Here is a 20,044-nt window from a genome sequence, read left to right on the forward strand (position 1 = left end):
CCGACGGGAGCCACGCCCACGACCCGGGGTTTGCCCGCCCGGCATCGTGCTCAAGAGCCGGGGCCCGCTCCCCGGTCCGTGCTCAGGCGTTCACCCAGGTCACGTCGAAGGCGGTCCCGTCCCAGTTCAGGGGCGACGTGGTGGCCAGGCGGAGGCCGTCCCGCTCCATGTCGTCCACTTCTAGGTGCTTCCCCGCGGCGTAACTCCCGATGCTCCGCCCGTCGACCAGGCAATCGGTGAGCGAAAGCGTGCCGAAGGCGGCCAACGGCCGAACTCCTCCCGGCCCGTTCGGCGCCTCGACGATCACCTCGGCGCTCATCCGAGCGGGCTTCGGGCCGACTGGTTGCTGCGCGTAAGTGAGCTCGATCCATCCCGCTGTGAGGTTCTGCAGGAGCAACTCGTACGTGTCCTGGCCGAGGAACCTCACCTGGGCCCAGAGTTTGTCACCGGGCCTCACCGGGTCGTTGTAGAAGACCGCTTCCGCCGGCAGCATCTCGTACCAGGGCTGGTGATTTATCTTACTGTCCATGGTGAATGCCAGGGTGCCCGTCTGCTGGAGTGTCGGGCTGGCCGCGATGCCGCCCAGGCCGACCCAGACGGCCACAGCCGGGTACCCGGGCCCGATGCCCTCCACGGTCGGCTGGATCCAGGTGGCACGCACCCGGTCGTAAGGGCCGGCGCCCTCGACGACGTAACCGGCCCAGTTCCGGCTCGGATAAAGGGGCTCGGGCTGGGAGTGGACGGCGAGCGCGGGTGTCGCACTGACGAGGGCCGGTGCCACGGTATCCGAGGTGACGGGTGCGAAGCGGCGTCGTTCGGACATAGATGCCCCTTGCTGGGTGTCGGGCGGCGTCGGCACGGTCACCGACTCGGCGGCAGCGAGAATCCTCTTCATGCAAACCGCTCGGTGGCGGGTCGGCAACCGGTGGTGACGAGAGCGGACGACAGGTGCCTGAGCTGCAGCACGGGGCGGCGCAGCGACGCGTCGACGGACGAGTGGAGACTCACCCGGAAGGCCCAGGCACCGCCCTCCGTCTCGGGTTGCTCGTGCTCGGTCCACTCGTCGAGTCCCCGGGTGAGCGCCGGAACCGTCTCGTCGTCGTACGCTCCCACGGTCGACTGGACGACCGGCAGCAGCGCCGACACCGGCGGGTCTCCGGCGACCAGGGTGTACGCGTACCGCGCACCGATCGCGATTGTCCGGCCGGCCGGGTCGCCGTCGAAGACGGCATCGAAGACCGCCGTGAGCGGGTTGCGGTCGGGCAGGTCCCAGGGGCCGACGGCCACGGCGCCGGTGATGTCGATGAACGGCACGACCGGCTCGGGGTAGCCGACCTCCGGTGTCCGGTACACGAAGGCGGACGCGGTGTCCGGCCAGTCCTCCCCGAGCAGCCGCGCGTTGCGGGTCACTCGCGCCGTGGCCGACGCGTTCTGGTGGGTGGCGACGTGCACGGGCGGGAAGGTCAGCTCGAACGTCAGCAACGTGAACGCCTCGACCGTCCGGAGCGGGAAGACGTAGCACCAGCTGTGCTCGGCGCCGGACCCGTACGCACCGGGGTCGTCGGGGACGAGCTGGTGGCGATCACCGGCGGCCGTGACGACGTCCACCCGTTCCGGCCGGCCCACCGTACCGGCCCCCGACACCGCCGTACCGGTCAGTCGCAAGGTCGTGTACCAGCCGCCCTCGGAGTCGAGGCCGAACTCGTAGTGGTAGACGTCCGGAGCAGGCCCGCCGGCGGGCGCGGGGTCGGGGGACGGCGAAGGGGCGGGATCGCTGCCCCACCACAGGGCCCAGGCGTCCGCGACGGCGACGGCGAGCGTCCGGTACGTGCCCAGGGCGTTGGCCAGGGCGGTGCGCCGATCGGCATCGGCGCGCTCCCCGTCGGGCAGTCCGGCGAGCAGCCCGAGGAGGGGGGCGGACACCGCGGTGTACCGCGCCAGGGCCGTGAACAGGTCGTCGGCCGGTGCGGCGGCGGGCCCGGGGGCCTGCTGGTTGTACGTGACCTGCAGTTCGACGGTGTCCTGCCCGGCCGACTGGTGCTGTACCGCGCACCGGTACCGCCAGTGCAGTGCCTCGTCGAGCCGCGAGGCGGTGACGGGGACCACGGCGTGGTGGTCGAGCAGGATCGGCATCGGCGGGTAGGCGCGCAGCGGGATCGGCACGCGCGGAGCACCGAGGCCGAAGTCGACGGCGGTCGGCGAACCGGAGGCGAGCGGAGTGAGGAAGGTGAGCCAGTCGGACCGTTCGTAGTCCTCGGTCTCCGGCCTGATGCCGAACTCGAGCTCGACGCCGCCGAAGCCGAGCGTGAGGTCGAGCGCGGCGTGCGCGGCCACGTCGGGCACGGTGAGCAGGAAGCTGACCTGTGCGTCACCGTCGGTGAGCGACACCTTGCCGTTCGACAGGGTCGCGGTTCGCAGGTGCGCGGGCACGTCGCCGTAGTCGACGACCGGAGTGCCGGACAGCCGTGCGTACGGGCCCGGCCATGGGGACGACACGGCGGTGTCGTACTGCAGGACGGCCGAGGTCGCGTAGCCGCGGGTCAGCGAGACGAGCAACTCCTGCCGCAGCCGCTCGACGGCCGCCGCCCGCGCGGGGTCGGCGCCGTCGGGCGCCTGCCCGGCCAGGACGTGGTCCAGGCCCTCCGCGACGGCCCCGGCCAGCGTCTTCTTGACGTCGATGACGGCGTCGAGCTCGTTCCGGCCCAGCGCGTACGCACCTTGGAGGTAGCCGGCCGACAGAAGCAGCTCGACGTCGGTGAGGAAGGACCGGGCCCACACCTCCAGGTCGATGCCCTGGTAGTCGCGGGTCTGGTCGCCCGTCAGCAGACCGGTCAGGGCGTCGAAGCCGGGCGTGGCCACCTGCCGCCGTGCCGTCAGCACCGTGCTCAGCGGCCGCAGCGCGAAGGTGCGCGGCTGCCGGGTGCCGGCGATCTCGCAGGGGGGCTCGATGCTGACGCTCTCGATGCCGTCGGTGTCGAAGACGACCGCCCAGACGTCGGTGTCGGACGTCCGGCCCGGCGCCGTCGCGAGGCGCAGGACCGGTACCGCTTGCTGGACCTGCTCGGCGAACGGCGCGAGGGTGAGCGCGCCGTCCTGGGCCGCGTCGGTGCTCCGGCCGGCGGGGACGGCGGTCCGGCCGCGGGTCGCTGTCGCCGCGAGTGCCGGGTCGACGAGCGCGGGGTCGCGGAAGAGTTCCAGCGCCACGGTGACCGGGAAGACGGGCTCGGGGAACGACCACCGCACGCCGCCGTCCGCCGTCGGTTCCCCCAGTCCGCCGGTGAGCGGTGCGGCGGTCGGCGGGACGACCACGCGCGCTCCGGGCCGCAGGAACCCGGTGTCGGCGTTGGCCGCCACGACGGCGTCGATGCCGGTCACCACGCCGTGCCGGCGGAACCGTTCGACCACGGCGGTGAGGGTGTCGGACGTGACGGTCGTCTCGGTGGGCACGGTGGCGTCCGGGCCGGACTGCTGTGCGCGCAGCACCTGCCCGGACAGCAGCAGATCCGGCGTGCCGGCGTTCGCGGCGAGCAGTGCGACCGGGGTGACCCCGAACGGCCGGGCGGCCTCCCGCGGTGTCACACCGGGCTCCGCCGGCTGCACCGGGAGTACGCCGGGCGGGCAGAGCAGCAGCGCACCGGTCGCGAGCACGTCGGTCCGGTCGTCGATGACGGCGGCGAGTGCGGCGAGGTCGACCGGCGGGCCGAGCAGTGCGCGGAGCTCGGCGAACGAGACGGGTGCGGTCGTCGTCACCGACGCGTCGTCGACCGTGACGGTGACACCGGCCGCGATGGTCCCCGGCATCCCGGCGTTGGCCACGACCAGATCGGCGCCGGGGAAGTGCTCGGCGATGCCGGCGAGCGAGTCGCCCGCGCGCACGGTGTACGGGACCCGGAGGGCGTCGGGATCCGCAGGCCACGCCCACATACCGGGAACGACCGGGGGTGAGTCGGTCGAGAGGACGGTCGAACCGTTGTGCCGCAGCAGCGCACCGGGGGTGGTGCCGTGGACGGCGGCGAAGTGCCCGAGCGGATCACCCGTCGGCACCGGTGTCGCGATCGTGGTGAGGAAGAGCGGGGTGCCCGGGGCGAAGAGGTCGGCGGTGTTGGTGTTCAGCGGCGCCAGCTCCTCGGGCGTCCAGGCGGCCCGGTTGTGCCCCAGGGTGTCACCGCTCTCGACGAGGTAGCCGGTGACGTCGAGCAAGGCGCCCGGACGGAACATGCCCGGCCGGTCCGCGTTCAATGACACCACCTGCGTCACGTCGAACGGGACCCCCGCTTCCCGGAACGCCGACACGACGCCCGCCAGGGTCTCGTCGCCGGCCGACGGGTCCGCGACCCGGACCTCGACGCCGTTGCAGTCGAAGACGAACCCGGGGGTGAGCAGCCCCGCACGGGCCTGGTTGGCCCTCACGAGCGACCGGAGGGAGCAGCGCAGCGCCGCTGCCAGCTCACGGGCCGGCGGGGAGTCGGAAGGCACCGTCGTCTCGCGTGCCGGGGTGGTGAGCTCGACCGCCGGGTTCAGGGGCAGCACGGTGTTGTCCTCGTCGAGGAGCACCTCCACCGGATCGAGCGAGGGGTCGGTCGCCCGGCAGAGCCCGGCGACCGTGTCGCCGTTGCGGAACGCGGCGCTCAGCGGGACGGCGAGTTCGTCGGTGTCCAGCATGGCGCCGATCGCCGTGTCGGCGTTCGCGCCGCCCAGTTCGTCGTACCCGACCCCGTACGTGGTGCAGACGGCGTCGAGGGTGGCGGTGCCGGTGGCCGGTGCGGAGCCGATCTCCGCGAGCGAACCGAGCAGCGCGTGCGCGCCGAGGACGTAATGGCGCAGCACGTTCACGTCGACGGCCAGCGGGGTGGGGTCCGCGCCGGGTTCCTGTTGCAGCGAGGTGAGCAGCGCGGCTCCGACGTCGGGACGGCCGACCTGGTAGTACACCGGCACCAGGCGGTGGCGGTCCCGCTCGGCCGCCGCGGCGGCCGCCGCGCCGGCCTCGGCCGCGCCCGGCTGGTAGGCGAGGGTCTGGAAGTCGACGGTGACGGTCAGGTCCGCCAGGTCTCCGGCCGGCTCCACGGCGTAGCGCAGGGTGGTCGACGGCCAGGCGCCGACGCCGATGACCGGGTCGGTGTACCGGACGGGCACGGCGGTCTGCTCCGGGGTGCCCGACCGGTTGCCGAACACGTCCTGGAACCAGACCGAGACCTGGGTCCGCGCGCCCGCGGTGATGCCGGCGTAGGGGTCGGCGCCGGGGGGCGGGGCGGTGGGGACGGCTTCGGTGCGTTCCCGGGCGAAGCGGTTGACGTCGACGATCCGGGTGAGGGCCCAGACCCCCTCGGCGGCCTCGTCCTGCGTCAGGAGGCCGAGTTCGTCCGCCTCGTCGGCGGGCTTGGGTGACACCGCCCGGCCCTCGACGCTGCCGCGGAAGTCCGTCGTCGCGTCCAGCCGGAAGCCGAGCAGCCCGTACAGGCGGCGGAGGCGGCCCTGGGGGGTGTCGTCGGCCAGCGGGTTGGCGAACCGTGCGGTGAAACCGACCTGACCGGGATCGACCGAGGCGACGGGCCGGAGCTCGGGCGGGTCGACGGCGCGTGCGGCGAGCGCGGTCGAGGACGGGTCGACGCCGTCGCCGATCACGGCGACGTCGGTGAACGCGTACAGGTGCCGGTCGGGTTCCGTACCGCACTGGGACGGGAGCTGGACCAGCAGCGACAGCCGGGCGAGTCCGTCCTGGTCGAAGATCTGGTCGGACACCTCTCCGCTGTACTGCATCCAGTAGCCGTCCCCGCCCACCACGCTGCACTCCCACAGCAGCGTGAGGAAGCGTTCGCCGTCGGTGATGGCCGCGAAGTGCTGCCCCGCTGTGGCGTCCTGGGGCCCGGGGCCGCTGCGCGTCCCGGTGGACAGGTTGCTCCGGACGAGGAACGTTCGGTCGGCGTCGAGCGCCGTCGAGGTCAGGCCCGGGGTGAGGCCGGGTGAGGGCGGCAGCTTCCAGAGCAGGGTGAGCAGCGGGCTCTCGCCGGGCGGCGCCGGCGGGCAGGGGGCGGTCGCGGGTCTTCCGGGGACGGTCCGCAGGTACTCCAGGATCTGGGCGATCCGCTGCCGGTCGGTGGAGTCCGCGCCCAGTACCTCGACCGTTCTCGGGAGGCCCGGGATGCGGCGTACGGCGAAGGAGACCAGCGTCGCCCACGCGTAACAGCCGAGCTCGGTGTAGCGGGCGGCCGCGCCGGTCTGCGGTGTCGTCTGCTCCAGCAGGAACTCCGAGGTGCTGCGGTCCGATCCGGCCCGCGCGGTCAGCTCGTCCGGCAGCGGCCACAGCGAGGGCGGGCCCGAGGGATCGGCGGGCAGCCGGACGTCCGTGGTCGTCTGCCACGGGATGACCTGGGTGACGGGGTGGCGCGCGCCGACGTCGTGCGCCGGCGACAGGGCCGCGAGCGGGCTCTCGACGACCGGCGTCAGCCCGGTGGCGGGATAGTTGTCCCGCAGGTCGGCGGCGGTGATCGTGACGACCGCGTCGCCGGCCTCGGCGGCGCCGAGCCGGATCGCACCGTCGCGCACCTCCGCCTCGGCGAAGGTCAGCCAGTCGGCGGGCAGTGCCTTGCCGACGGTGATGGTCACGACCGGGTCATCGCCCCCGGCCGGGGGCGGCGGTGGTCCGGTGACCTGCTGGCCGATCAGCTCGTAGACGCCGGTCATGGGGCCGGTCGCGTGGTACACGCCGTCGACCGGGACCGGCGCGGGCAGGCGCAGTCCGCCCAGCATGAAGCGCGCGACCTGGCCGCTCACGCTCGCGATCGCCGGGCCCTCGTGCAGCGCGGCGACGAGTTCGGCCAGCGCCGTCGCGGGCACGTCGGGCACGACGAGTCCGGGCCCGGTGGCCAGCACTCCCGCGTCGTCGGCGATCCTCCCGGCGAGGTCCTCGATTCCGAGCCCGTACTTCTGGGCGAGCGTCAGCAGGGTGAGGCCGCGGGCCGTCGTGCCCAGCGCGTCCGGCACCTCGACGGTGACCAGCGGGACGAGCGCGTCCGCCGCGGCGGCGTAGGCGTCGAACCGTTGCCCGGGAAGCAGGAGCCGGTCCTGGAGCGAGCGGAGCGTGTCGTTCGGCAGGATCACGGCCGCGGCGTCGGCCGGAAGGCGGACGCCCTCCGGGTCCGCCTGCTCGTTCGCCTCACGCACCGCTTCGAGCCAGTCGGCGAAGGGCGTGCCGGGGACGACGTTCTGGATCAGCGCTGTGTACGCGGCGATGTCGAGGACGGTGTCGCCCGGCAGGGTGGTCCAGGTGACGAGGGTGGCGCTCTCGTAGCCGTCGGGCACCAGGAGGGTGGCGGGCAGCGGGTACCCCGGGTTGTCGTTGAGCCGGTCGATCGCCTGCTGGTACCAGTCGGCGAACGGCACCTCGATCGGCGGCGTCAGCGCCAGCCGGACGTAGAAGACCGCCGCCGTGTCGTCGACGGACAGCCCCCGGTGCGTGAACCCGGGCAGCGGCACGGTCGCGCCGGCGCGCAGCAGCGGGGTGGTGTCGCGCAAGTGGTCCAGCAGGGTGGACCGGTCGGTCCGGTAGTCGTCGGCCAGTCCGCCGAGCGACTGGCCGGCGCCGAGCTGCACCGCCAGCGTGCCGAGAGTGACCGTGGTGTCGTCGGCGACGGGCCGGCCGGGGTTGGCGACGGCGATCGACTGGGGCGTGACGCCGAGCGAGACCGTGAGGGTGTCGCCCGCCCGCGCGGCGGTGAGCAGGTCCGGCAGGCCGGGGTTCAGCGCCAGCAGCTCGGCCGCCGAGACGCCGAGGGAGGAGGCGAGGTGGTCCACTGTGTCCCGGGTGACGACCTCGTACGGCGTGGTGGTCGTCCCGAAGCCTTCCGCGACGGATCGGAGCGAGTCCGCGTCCGTCACCTCGTGGGGATACGCGGCCAGCAGGTTCACGGCGGCCTGTGCGGTGACGCGGGCGACCATGCGCAGGTAGTCGCGCAGGACGAACGTCGCCATGGACTCGCTCGGCTCGGCCGTCGCGGCGTAGGAGGAGGGGCGGCCGCCCGGCGGGGCCTGGTCCAGTTCGGCGAAGTAGGCGATCGCCTCGGCTTCGTACGTCGCGTCGATCTGCCGGTAGGCCGCGAAGTCGCGGTCCTGGTCCGCCGGGTCCGGCAGGCCGGTCGAGGTCCACTTCAGGACCGGGACCATCGGGAACGGGGTCCCGGAGACGTCGTCGAGCGTGGCGTTGTCGCCGGCCGGGGTGCCACTGACCACGAGGTGGAGGTTGTTGGCCAGGAAGCCCTGGATGTTGTCCCAGGTGAAGCCCGCGCTCTCGGCCTCGTCCAGGGCCAGCTGTTCGACCAGTTGCAGCAGTTCACCGGCCCTGACGGTCGGCGAGGTGACGCCGAGCGCGTCGAGGGACCAGCGCAGCAGGCCTTCGGCCAGCCGGTTGAACGACGTGTCGGCGGGTTCGCCGGCGTGCGGGTTGCGCGACACGTCGGGCCGACCGGTCCGGGCGATGGTGACGGCGTCGACCGGGACGGCGTTGTCGGCGAGCAGCATGAGGACCAGGCGGTAGTCGGGCTCGTCGTTCCGTCGCGGCGTCCGACCGCTCCAGTCGACGGGCACGTTCGCGATCGTGTAGGCGGGGATCAGCGTGAGGTGCGCCGTGCGTGCCCGGCCGTCGGGGAAGACGTGCGCGCCCGGGTCGAAGTGCAGCCGGTACGCGGGCTGTTCCGCGTCCGCGGCAGCCATGCGCGCGTGCGGGGCCGCGAGGCTGCGGCGGGCGGTGCCGGGGGCGATCCGCCACGGCGGCGTGCTGTCGGTGCCGATCGTGAACGACGTCTCCAGCGTCAGCGAGAACGAGAACGAAACCTTGATGAACAGGATCTTCACGCTGGCGTTGGCCCGCACCGCGAGGTTCAGCGACACGACGGTCGCCCGGTACGCGGCCAGCTCGACCGTCGCCATCGCGGAGATCTGCAGGTCGAGGTCGATACGGACGACCTTGAAGTCGACGATCGCGTTCAGTCGGCCGACGATGCCCACCGTGCCCCGGCAGGCGTAGTAGAGCTCGGTGCTCCGGCCCTCCTCGTCGGGGTGGAACCAGGCCAGCACACCCTCGAAGATCACCAGGAGGTTGACGGACATCTCGGCTTTCAACGGGCCGCTCTGGAAGGTGCGTCCGACACCGATGGACAGACCGACGCCGAGTTCGAGGACCGGGCTGAACGTCCCGTCGGTGATGCGCGGGACCCGGGTGGAGGTCGCGCCGTTCAGCACGCCGAAGTACAGGCCGCCCCGGCCGTTGAAGATGCCGGCCTCGATCGCGAACGAGTCGGTGAAGTCGCGGCCCTTCGGGAACCCGAGGTCGATCCGGAAGTTGCCGTTGGTGAAGATGTCGACGGTGATCACGCCGAGCGTCACGGCCACCGCTCCGAACTGCAGTTTCCGGTAGGCGTCGGGGATCTGGAGTCGGGCGTGGAACACTCCGATGTCGTCGGTGACCTTCTTGTAGAGCAGCTCGACGTTGAGCCCGGCGAGCGAGCCCGCCCGCGGCCCGCCCAGCGCCAGCAGGACGCCGTAGAGGTCGGGGTCGTGCATCACCAGCTTGACCGCGACCGTGCCCATGAACGTCGCGTCGACGCCGAACAGCCATTGGCCGGCCGGGTCGAACACCATCGTCGCCGGGTCGATCGGCGGCCGGCCGAGGGCGGGATCGACCGGGCGCATCGCCGCGACCATCGCGTCGACGACGTCGGAGATGCTCGTGTACCGGGTGAGGCCCTTCACCGAGACGTGCTGCCCCACGCCGAGGTAGCGCAGGGAGAACAACTTCTGGCCCAGGCCGGCGGGTTGAGGGGGCGCCTGGGTGACCGGGTCCCAGGCCAGCGGTTTGCCGGTGCTGTCCCCGAGCAGCTGGGCGTCGAGCACGATGTTCACCGCCGGGCTGCCGGCCGAGCTGTCGTAACTCAGTCCCACGGCACGGACCTTGACGAATCCGAGGTCCAGCTTCAGGTCGTGCCTGACGGTCACCGTCAGGCTGGTCGGGTCGACGGTCAGCTCGAGACCGGTGAGGTCGATGCCGCCGAGGAAGTCCCACGGGGGGTCGAGCCGGAAGGTCGCGTTCGGGTTGACCAGCGCGACGAGGGAGGTGATCAGCTCGCCGAGGGTGCCGGTGAGACGGACGGTGAGGACCTGGTGCCGGTCGGTTCCCTGGCCGGTCCAGGACGTCGCCGCGCTCAGGGAGACGTCGCGGTAGGCCATCCGGAAGGTGTAGTCCTTGCCGGCGTCGGTGACCGAGACCGACGCCCCGACCTCGAAGCTGTTGATCACGAAGCTGCCGGACAGGCTGCCGGTCAGCACCGTCGACGGCTCCACCTGCGTCGTGTCGCGCAGCGCGACCGCCAGGTGTTCCTCGGCGGGCGTGCCGCGCACCGCCCGTTCGATGGTCGCGGTGAGGGTCAACTGGACTTTCACCCCCAGGAGCTCCTCGCCGACCCGGAGCCGCAGGGTGCCGGCGGCGGAGTACGGGTTCCCGGGGGCCGTGCTGAACCGGACGCTCAGGTCGGCGAGCTCGATGGCGCTCTTGTTCACCCAGGCCGGCGGTGGTTCGCCCATCAGGCCGTAGACCAGCCGTGGCAGGTCCAGCGAACCGGCCATGACCGCCGCGAACTCCCATGCGCCGGTGCCCGGGTACTGTGCCTGCGCGAGCAGCTCGATCGGGTCGGAGCCCGGAACCGCGATCTCGCCCTTGCCGATCAGCAGACCGGAGACACTGCTCTGCGAGACCTGTACCTGCATCTGCAGCCCGGTCAGCGCGAGGGTGACGAGGCCGGCCTGAACTGACCACGTGCCGCTCACCGTCAGACCGGCCGCGAGTTCCTTCTGCAGCAGGGATGCGTTCATGTTCAACGACTCACAGGTCAGACCGGCGCCGACGGGCGGGTCGGCGCCCCCGAAGAACGCCCGGAACGCCTCCGCGATCGGAAGGGCGAACGGTGCCTCGGTGTACGCCGAGAACCCGAGGCCGGGCAGGGAGAGGCGAACCGTCACGAGGATGTCGTCGGTACCGGAAGGCGGCAATGGTCCCCGCTCGACGCGGTCGGCGTCCGGTGCATGGAGGCCGAGGGAGGGCCCTGCCTTCTGGCCGAACCGCATGGTCCCGAAGACCGTGCCGCTGACGAACGTCGAGCCGTCCGGGGCGGAGCTGAACATCCAGCGGGTGCCGACCTGGTCGAGGGTCAGGTAGGGCACCGGTGGATCCCAGGGCTCGCTCGACACGATCCCGACCTCGACGTACGACACCGCGGGTCCGCCGAGAGCGACCGGCACGATGCCGAATCCGAGGTCCTGGAGGCGGAAGCGGTCGATCGCCGCGATGCCGCTGGGCAGCGTGAAGTCGCCCGCCGTTCCACCGGTCATCGCGCTCAGTGCCCGGCCCGCGCCCGCGAGGCCGAGTGGGGGATCCAGTGCGACGGCCATCGGCCAGACGGAGTCCCCGGCCAGCAGGGGCCCGCTGATGGTGACCGTCTCCGGGGGTTCGGTCGGCAGCGTCGCCTCGGCGAACAGCAGGACGGCCGAGCGGCGCGCGCCCGCCTCGGGCAGCGCGTACGGGTCCGGGTAGTCGGTGGTCAGCATGAGACCGACCGCCGAGACCTCCAGCTCCGCGAGTTTCAGGCGCACGCCCGGCGCGACGGCGCGGAGCTCGATGACCGGCGGCGCGTCGGCCGGGAACGCAAGGGTCCCGTCGACGTGGAGGCGGTCGCCGAGGAAGTCCGCGTACGGAGCGAGGATGTCACTGTCGGCCTGCGTGCGGCTGCCGAGCATCAGCAGCGTGCCGGAGAGCCGGGGCGGTGTGCCGGCCGGCTCGTTGCCGGCCGTGACGGTGGGCTGGTCGAGGACGAGCGGGCCGACGACGCCGGGGCCGACGACGAGCCCGTCGCGTCCGCCCTCGTCCAGGCGCCGGCTGTCCGGCAGTGTGCCGAACGCCTGCTGGAAGGTCCACGACTCGGTCGGCGCCGTGCTGCCGAGCTCCAGCACCAGCGTCGCCCGGTCGGTGCCGGTCTGCGGAGTGCCGGTGAGCCGCATCGTCCACGGGGTGTGGAGGTAGGTCGTGGCACCGGTGAGCAGTGCGCTCTGCGGCCCGAGGGACGTGGTGCCGTCGCGGACCGGGAGGCTGTCGACGCCGAGGGCGTACAGCAGGTCGGCGAGCCCCGGGGGCGGCGCGGCGCTCCTGAGCACTCCGTCCGCCACGGCGGCCTGGAACGCGCGATGGATCTCCTCGACGGACACGGGACCTCCTACGCTTTCTCGACCGACGTCGGGCGCAGCGTGAACACGTACTTGATCTCGCGGTAAGGGGCGCCCGTCCCGAGCTCCGCGACGGTGCTCCGGATCCCGAGCTCCGTCGGCTTGATGATCCACCCGGAGAAATTCTTCGCGGGGTCGCCCGGCGTCGGCAGGACGAACGTCACGTAGGTGTGCGGCACGTCCTCCTGAAGGTTGGCGGAGAACAGTTCGATGACTTGCGCGATCGGATGGTGGAAGGGGTTCTGCGGGCCGGCGCTCACCCCGATGTTGGCGGGGCTGATCTCTCCCGCGAACCACGTGAGGAGTTCCCATTCGGCATCGCCGGTCGCGGTCGGGCTCGAGAGGTGGTTCTTCACCGCGGTGGCGAGCGTTTCGTCCTCCGGCAGCACGAGGGCGAAGACCGGCGACAGGAGGCCCTTCAGGGTGCCGAGCTTCCTGGTGCCCTCCAAGGTTTCGGGCGTCAGTTCACCCGGCGTGACGATGGAGAACCTGCCGTTGTCTACGACCAGTACGACCGATTTCTGGTTCGACGCCAGGATGCGGAAGTAGGTGCCGTTGTGTTCGCCGATCCAGCCGGGAATGCCCGGTGTGCTGTAGCTGGACTGCCCCTCGGAGGCGAACGCGATATCGTGCGGCTGGTACCCGAGACGCGTGAGAAACGTCCCGACGGAGTCCGGGATGTCCTTCCTGCCTCCGGCGATGAAGGCGTACAGCCCCAGGGCACCGATGTTCTGCAGGCGGGCGCCGAGATCGTCGAGGAGACTGGTGTGGGAGGCGTCCAGCCGTGTGAGGACGACGAGGTTGAGAAGCTTGAGGTGCCTGGCCTCGACCTTCTCGGTGATGTAATCCAGCGCGCCATCCGCGTAGAGGCTGTCACCGCCGCAGTTGACCAGTCCGAGGAAGTCGGCCTCCTTCTTCTCCACGCCGTCGTTGTAGATCTCGACCAGCGCGGTCATCCCCTGGCCGCACCACAGCAGACGCACCACGGTCAGGGGATTCTGATCCCCCTCGATCGATGGGATCTTCACGGTCGTCCCTTCCCGCCGGCGCGCAGCGCCGCCCGGACCGGCGGTGGCGGCGGGCGCTTCGGGTCGGCGGCCGACGCGTACGCGAGGTACCAGCCGACCTTCGAGGCGCCGCCCTGGTCGGGGTTCCCGAACAGGATCACGTCGTTGTGCCCGGGCGGGAACGCCAGGCCGAACAGCCGCAGCGCGAAGTCCCGCAGCCGGAGCGTGTACGTCCGCTCGTCCGGCTCCTCGGCCACGAGGAACTCGACCGAGCGGAAGCCCATGGTGACGACGCCCTGCAACGGCAGGCCGGCCCCGAGCAGCCCGTCGGCGCCGGGCAGCCGCACACCCAGGTAGAGGCCCGGCGCGGTGTCGCCGGCCCCCGGGCTCCAGGCGACGAGCACCTGGACGGCGAGCGCCCTGCTCCCGGCGAGCGCGCCGAGCGTGCCGAGGTCCACGGTGTAGTCCAGGCCGTACCAGGGCTGGGCGAGCACCGCCTGGTCGAGCGGGGCGGTGGCGGAGACGTAGCCCAGGTCGGCGGGCGTCTGCGGCGGTGGTGGCGCGCCCGTGACGAGTTCCGGATCGGGTGTGGCGACGAGTCCGTTCAGCCGGATCGGGAAGCGGGCGGCCAGCGACCGGTCGCGTGGCTTGCTGTTCGCCGCGTCGAACGACAGGTTGCCGTCCTGCAGTGCGAACCGGGTCGTCCCGGCCGGATCGCCGAGGTCGAACGACATGGTGATCGCCAGGCCACCGAACCGCAGGTAGCCGTCCTGCCCGGCCGCGTCCATGCCCCAGCAGAACGGGTCGAACCGCTCCGGCTCGTGGAACCGCAGGTTGCCCGCCAGCCGGAAGACGGCGTCGACGGTCGCCCTGCCCGACCCCGGGTCCGACGCCTTCGCGGTGACGAGCTGGGTCGACAGCAGCTCGACGCTCCCGAGCACCGGTCCGTCGAGCAGGAAGGTGTTCTGCTCGGCCATCGAGAACACGTAGGTGTCGTGCGTCGTGCCGTCGGGCAGCCGCTGGCGCTGGAGCGCGCCGTCGAGGATGATGTTGTTCCCGTGGGTGGTGGGCAGCAACTGGGTGGGGCCGCCGAAGAGGCGGTTGACGAGCAGTTCGGCCCTGCTGGTGAACGTCGTGACGACGGAGTTGCGCACGCCGACCGTCAACTGCAGCACGCGGAAGGCGTAGGGGACGTTCTCGCTGAAGTACTGGTCCTCGGGGTTCTGGTAATCGATCAGCCCGAACATCGCCGAGCGTTCGAAGAGCAGCCGCCCGTCCTGTGACCGGAACGGTGTGAGCGTCAGTCCGAAGTGGTGCGCGGCGAACCGCGCCGGGTCGATGCCGGACGCGAGCACCTGGAGCTCGTCGGGGAGCTGGTCGAGCGGGACCTCCGCCGACAGGGCCAGCACTCCGGTCCAGTCCGGGTCGTCCACGACCTGGAGGAACGACGCGTAGGGCGACCCGGACGGCGCCTTCCGGGCTTCCTCGACGACGCCGCGGATCGCCGCCTGGGCGTCGGCCGGCCGGCCGGTGCGCGAGGCGGCCGAGGGCCACGCCCAGGTCGACACGTCCGCGGTCAGCTCGGCGATGCTGCGCCCCAGGGCGAACTTGACGATGAGGAAGGTCGACTCCCGCCAGTTGTCCGGGGAGAGCCGGAACGGCCAGCCCCCGGCGACCGGGGTGAGCCGGCCGCCGTACCGGAGGAAGACCCGCTGCTGGGCGTCGGTGATCCCGGGGCACGCCTCGACCAGCGCGGTGACGAACGCGGTTCGCGTGTCGTACCCCGTGTCGTGCATCGCGTCGCGTACCGCGTCGAGGACCTTGTCCGGCACGCCGCCCTGATCCGGGGGGATGGTGGCGATGATGCGGAGCGTCGCCGTGGTGAGCTCGTACGCGACCGAGCCGAACCGGTTGAACTCCTCCGGGTCGCCGAGGACCAGGAAGAGGTCGTTGGTCTGCATCGCCTGCCGGAACGGGCCGGTCACCCCGGTGAACCGCAGGTCCGGCCTGGGTGCCGGGTCGCCGGCGTGGCCGATGCCGAGCCAGCGCCAGCTGAAGTCGGGTGCCAGTCCGACGGCCAGTCCCTGAGGCGTCACGGCGACGGTCTCCTGGGCGTCCGCGGCGGGCGCGCTCCCCTCCCCCGGCAGCAGCACCGCTCGTCGGGTCGGCGCGATCGCCCGTTGCTCGACCTCGACCGCGGCCGCGACCACGTCCTCGGCGAGACCGTGGAACGGCGCCATCGGGAAGGGCGTCCGGGCCGGTGTCGCGGCCGGCACCTCGCAGAAGTCCAGCAGGTCGACGCCGCCGGCCGCCGTCGTCTCCCCGGCCGTGTAGAGCGGCGCGTCCTCCGGCTGGCTGTAGTACGTGACGCCGCCGGTGTCCGCGCCTGGCCCGACCGAGACCCACGACGTCGTGCCGTGCGTCGTGAGCGAGGCGGTGCCGGTCCGGTCCGGGCCGAGCGGCGCGTAGCCCGGCTTCCCCGGCAGGAACGTCAGCGTGCAGCCCTCGGCGGGCAGGCCGAGGTATTCCAGACCGGACATGCCGCAGATGACGCGGGGCGCCGCGGTCGCGGCCCCGACGGCGAACGGCCCGTCCGGGATCATGTGGTATCCGGCGTTCGCCTCCTCGCCGCAGAAGTACGGTGCGATGCCGAACACCAGCCGGGCCGGGCTCGCGGCGCTCCCTCCGGTGCTCAGCGGACGCAGGTCCACGCCGTGGCCGAGCACCGTGGCGTACCCGGACGGCAGCGCCGGAGGATCGCCTTCGCCCGTCGTGCGCGCGAAGAAGCCCAGCGAGGTGCGCTCACCGTCCAGCGGCCGCAGCGGATCGATCTGCGCGTGGAACACCAGGCCGACGTCCTCCGGCTGGCGGACGACGCCGAACCGGACGGTCCTGACGACGCCGTCGTCCCCTGGTGTGAAGAAGCGCAGCCCGGCGCCGAGCCCGGCGAACACGTCGCCGTCGCCGGCCGGCGCGTCGATGACGAATCGCCACGCACCGGTGTGTCCCGCCTCCATGCTCAGCAGCGTGGTCATCTGTCGCGCGGGGAACCTGGCCGTCGGCGAATACAGCGTGGCGGCTGACCGGCCGGCCCCGTCGGCGACGGCGAAGCCCCAGCCCGCCTCGGTGCCGGCGGGAGCGATCACCCCGCCCCCGGCCGACGCGAGCTCGTAGTCGGCGAGCAGGAAGGTCGCCCCGTCCGCCACCCATGCCCCGCCCGGGTCCATCCGGCAGGTCAGCACGGTCGTCACCCACGCCGTCGGCGGCGCCGTGGGGTCGGGGACCCAGAGGAAGCGCGGTGGGCCTTCGGGCGCGTAGTAGTCGATCCAGGTCCGCAGCGCTGCCAGGAACCCCGCCGAGTCCGCAGCCGGCTCCCCGAGGAAGACGTAGGTGCCGCGGTCGTCCGCCCACGTCTCCGTCAGCGCCGGCCGGTCGCCGAGCGCTGCCGGGTCGGAGGCGAGGAAGGCCGCCACGTGGTCCGCCGGGTCCGCCCAGTAGAGCGGCGTGTCCCCGGCGCGGGTGAACGTGGGCTCGGTCATCGGCCGAGGCCTGGGGTGAGGTCGAGCCGGTCGCCGTGCAGGAGGGGCAGGTCGAGCGCGGCCGGGTCGCGTGGGTCCCAGCCCGGGACGACCGGCCGGTCGCCGCGCGCCCCGTCGAAGGACGCCGCCGCCGTCCGGGGCCGGTGCATCCGCACCCCGTTCAGCGGCACGGCGACGGCCGACGGCCGACGGCCCTCGCTCGCGAGTACGTTGCCGAGCGTCGTCCCCACCGGTACCAGCCGGGACGCGCCGTTCACACTGATCCGCACCATCGCGCGGACCACCGCGCGACCGCGCAGGTAGGCCGCGGCGACGCCACCGCCCGGCGGGTCCTGCCGACGGACGTTCTCGGTGGCCGCGTCCAGCGCGCCGAGCGTGGCGGCCGCCAGCAGGACGGCGTTCTGCTGGGGCCACGACGAGCCCGGCGAGGTCGTCGGCAGGAGTGTCCTCGGGTAGACCAGGCGCGCGTACGGCAACCGCAGAGCCTTCGCGAACAGGTCGAACACGCCTCCACCGCCGTACAGCTGCCCCTTGTCCGGGCCTGACGGGTTCGGCACGTCGACGCCGTTGCGCTGCGTGAGCCCTGCGAGGAACGCGTCCGGGCTGTTGGTCCAGGTGCCCGAGTTGTCGTAGGACGCCACCTCGTAGTCGGCGACGCCCGCCGTGACGAAACCGGACAGCGGGCTGCCCTGGGCGCCCGGCGCGATCTGGTAACCCTCGTACTCGACGCGCAGCACGATGCCCGGGCGCAGATCGAAGTAACCGCGGTCGAACCGCAGCCCGTAGGCGAAGTACAGGGTTTCGTCGAACGTCTGCGGCATCGACCGCGACACCGCCTCGGTGAGTGCCGCGACACCGTAGGGGGTGATGCCGAGCGGCTGCAGTTGGGCGAGCAGCGCGGCCCACCCGGCGATCACGTCGGGGCGGTCGGTGAAGCTCCACACCGGGCTGGTCGCCGGAATCAGCAACGCGTACGCGTACGGCCCGCCGTCGGCCGGCGTCAGGACGAGGTCGAGCGGAAGGTCGGCCCCGTCGGTCTGGGGGGTCGTGAACAGCTCCGGCAGGCCGAGGGTGATGTCGGTCGCCGTCAGGACGGGCCCCCACTGCGGCGCGACGTACGAAGGGCCGACGAACAGGGCTTCGGTGAACACCGGGACGGGCTCCGACGGCGCCCCGGCCGCGGGGCCCGCGAGCGCCCGGACGACGACCGTGGTGGAGTCGTCCGTGATCTCCACCTGCCAGCAGCCCGAGGTCGCCGCGGCGTCCCCGAGGGGGGTCAGCGTCCCGTCGACCACCGTGCAGACCCGGTATCCGTCGACGAGCGGGGAGGGCAACGCGTCCCAGGACACCCGCAGCTCGGCACCGTCGTAGGCCACCGTGACGCCGGTGGGTGCGGCGGTGAGCAGTACGGCCGCCTCGCCGGGGGGACCGACGGCGACCCCGGCCAGTCCCCGCAGGGCGATCGTGGCGGTGTTGGGGATGCCGTCCGGCAGTGTCAGGACGATCGGATCGTCGGCGGCGGGCTGGGCCTCGAGCTCGACCTCGGTGCCGTCCCAGCGCACCACGGGCTGCACACCGGTCAGCGTCGGTGACTGCGACGACGTCCGGACGAGGGTCACCGTCCGACCGGCGCCGACGGTCACGCCCGTGAGCCGCGGCCCGGCTGTGACCAGGTCGAGGGAGCTCACCGGCCCCCTCACTACGCCGCGCACCTGGGCGACCGTGGCGACGCCCGCGGTGAGCGGCAGTTCGGCGGTCTGCCCGTGCACCAGGAGAGCGGTGTCGCCGACGGCGGCGCGGAACGTCCCGTCCGACGGCCCGCTCCAGGCGAGGAAGACCTGTCCGCCGCCGGCGCGGGCGAGGGTGAGGCCGGCCGGTTCGGTGAGCACCGGGAGCGGCACGGACCACGGCCCGGTCGCCACGCCGTCGACCCCGCGGACGGCGACCGCGACGGCGCCGTCCGGCACATCGAACACGGCGGTGCCGTCCGAGTCCACCTGCTGCGGAACGCCCGGAACCCCGTCCACGTAGAGCACCGCCTCGATCGGCACTCCCCCGGGCAGCTCGCCCGCCCTCGCGGTCACGACGAGGTCCGCGTCACAGACCACCGACGCGACGGTCGGCGTGCCCGGCACGACCGGGGCCGTCACCGTCGGGCCGGCCGAGCGCCCGGCCCGCCCGCGGACCGACACGGTGTACGCCGCGCCGCGCGGTGCCGGCTCGGGAACGGCGAGCGACAGCGTCGGCGCGGGGTCCACGGTCTCCCGGCGAACCGGCACACCGTCGCGGAACAGCACGGCGTCGTACGCGCTGGGTGTGACATCCGGCGGGACCACGTCGATCAGGACCGCCGCGCCGTCCGACCTCACCTGCGTGACGCCCGGGGAGGTGAGCCGGAGCCGGAGGGGTGCAGAAGGCGGCCCGGAGCCGGCCTCGGTGACGGCCTGGACGACGACGCGGTACGTGCCGTCGTCGGTGATGCCAGGGTCCAGATCGGCCGTCGTCGCGGGCGCGCGCACCTCGACGGCCGGGCAGAACACCCCGTCGTCGTCCAGCACGCTGATCCGGTAGGCGTCCGCGGCGGGGACGGCGGTCCAGGCCACCGAGAGCAGGCCCGCGTCGTACGCGGCCTCGATCAGTTCGGGCCGTTCGGTCGGCACCGCGAACCCGGGACCGGCCGGACCGATGGACGTGGCGTCCCCGTCGGTCCCGACGCGATTGAGCGTGGCCGCCACGACAGAGCCCGTCGGCGGCGGCTGCTCGAGTACGAACGATCCGCCGGAGACAGGCATGTCCGGGTCCGGCACGGCGCCGTTGACCACGAGCCGGAGCAGGAACTCGTCGGTGTCCGCGGCTCTCCAGGACAAGGTCAGGGCGCCGCTCACCGGGTCCGTCTCGGCCCCCTCGACCGTGGCGGTGTCGGTGACGATCGCGATCTTCGGTGAGTACGTCGGCAGGGGACCGACGGTGTACATCGCGATGCGGGCGCGCTGGATCTGATCGGGCGTCACGTCGAGGAGCAGTGAGGCGCGGGTCTCCGCCCCGGCCCAGATCTTCTCGACATCGAGGCTGCCGCTCGACACGATCACCACGTACTTCGGCGGGGCGGTCGCGTCCACGGGCCCGTCCCAGAAGAGGGTCAGGACGCCGCCGTCGTATTCCAGTCGCCTGATCACCGGCCCGGTGCTCACCAGCGCGCCGTCCGATCCGCCCATGACCCGCCTCCGTCTGCCG

5 protein-coding genes are annotated in these 20,044 nt (G+C 72.7%); all 5 read right to left on the minus strand.

Annotated features, from left to right (window positions below):
- Positions 1-82 precede the first annotated feature (82 nt).
- A complete protein-coding gene (locus ABZ454_RS23950) occupies positions 83-823 on the minus strand; it encodes a G1 family glutamic endopeptidase (RefSeq protein ID WP_359540707.1) in 741 nt (246 codons plus the stop codon).
- A 68-nt stretch (positions 824-891) separates the two neighbouring features.
- Entirely contained in the window at positions 892-12,246 is an 11,355-nt protein-coding gene (locus ABZ454_RS23955; RefSeq protein WP_359540709.1) for a LysM domain-containing protein, read from the minus strand.
- Between the two features lie 8 nt (positions 12,247-12,254).
- Entirely contained in the window at positions 12,255-13,292 is a 1,038-nt protein-coding gene (locus tag ABZ454_RS23960; RefSeq protein ID WP_359540710.1) for a hypothetical protein, read from the minus strand.
- The gene (locus tag ABZ454_RS23965) at positions 13,289-16,810 is read right to left on the minus strand and encodes a hypothetical protein (protein ID WP_359540713.1); all 3,522 of its coding nucleotides are present in this window, start codon (positions 16,808-16,810) and stop codon (positions 13,289-13,291) included. Before ABZ454_RS23965 ends, ABZ454_RS23960 begins: the two co-directional genes overlap by 4 nt.
- Positions 16,807-20,025 carry a hypothetical protein gene (locus ABZ454_RS23970; protein ID WP_359540715.1) on the minus strand — a complete coding sequence of 1,073 codons (3,219 nt, stop codon included), beginning with the start codon at positions 20,023-20,025 and terminating at the stop codon, positions 16,807-16,809. The genes ABZ454_RS23965 and ABZ454_RS23970 overlap by 4 nt, the downstream gene beginning before the upstream one ends.
- Between the last annotated feature and the right edge of the window lie 19 nt (positions 20,026-20,044).

Source organism: Streptomyces sp. NPDC005803 (genome assembly GCF_040630435.1).
Lineage (GTDB): Bacteria > Actinomycetota > Actinomycetes > Streptomycetales > Streptomycetaceae > Streptomyces.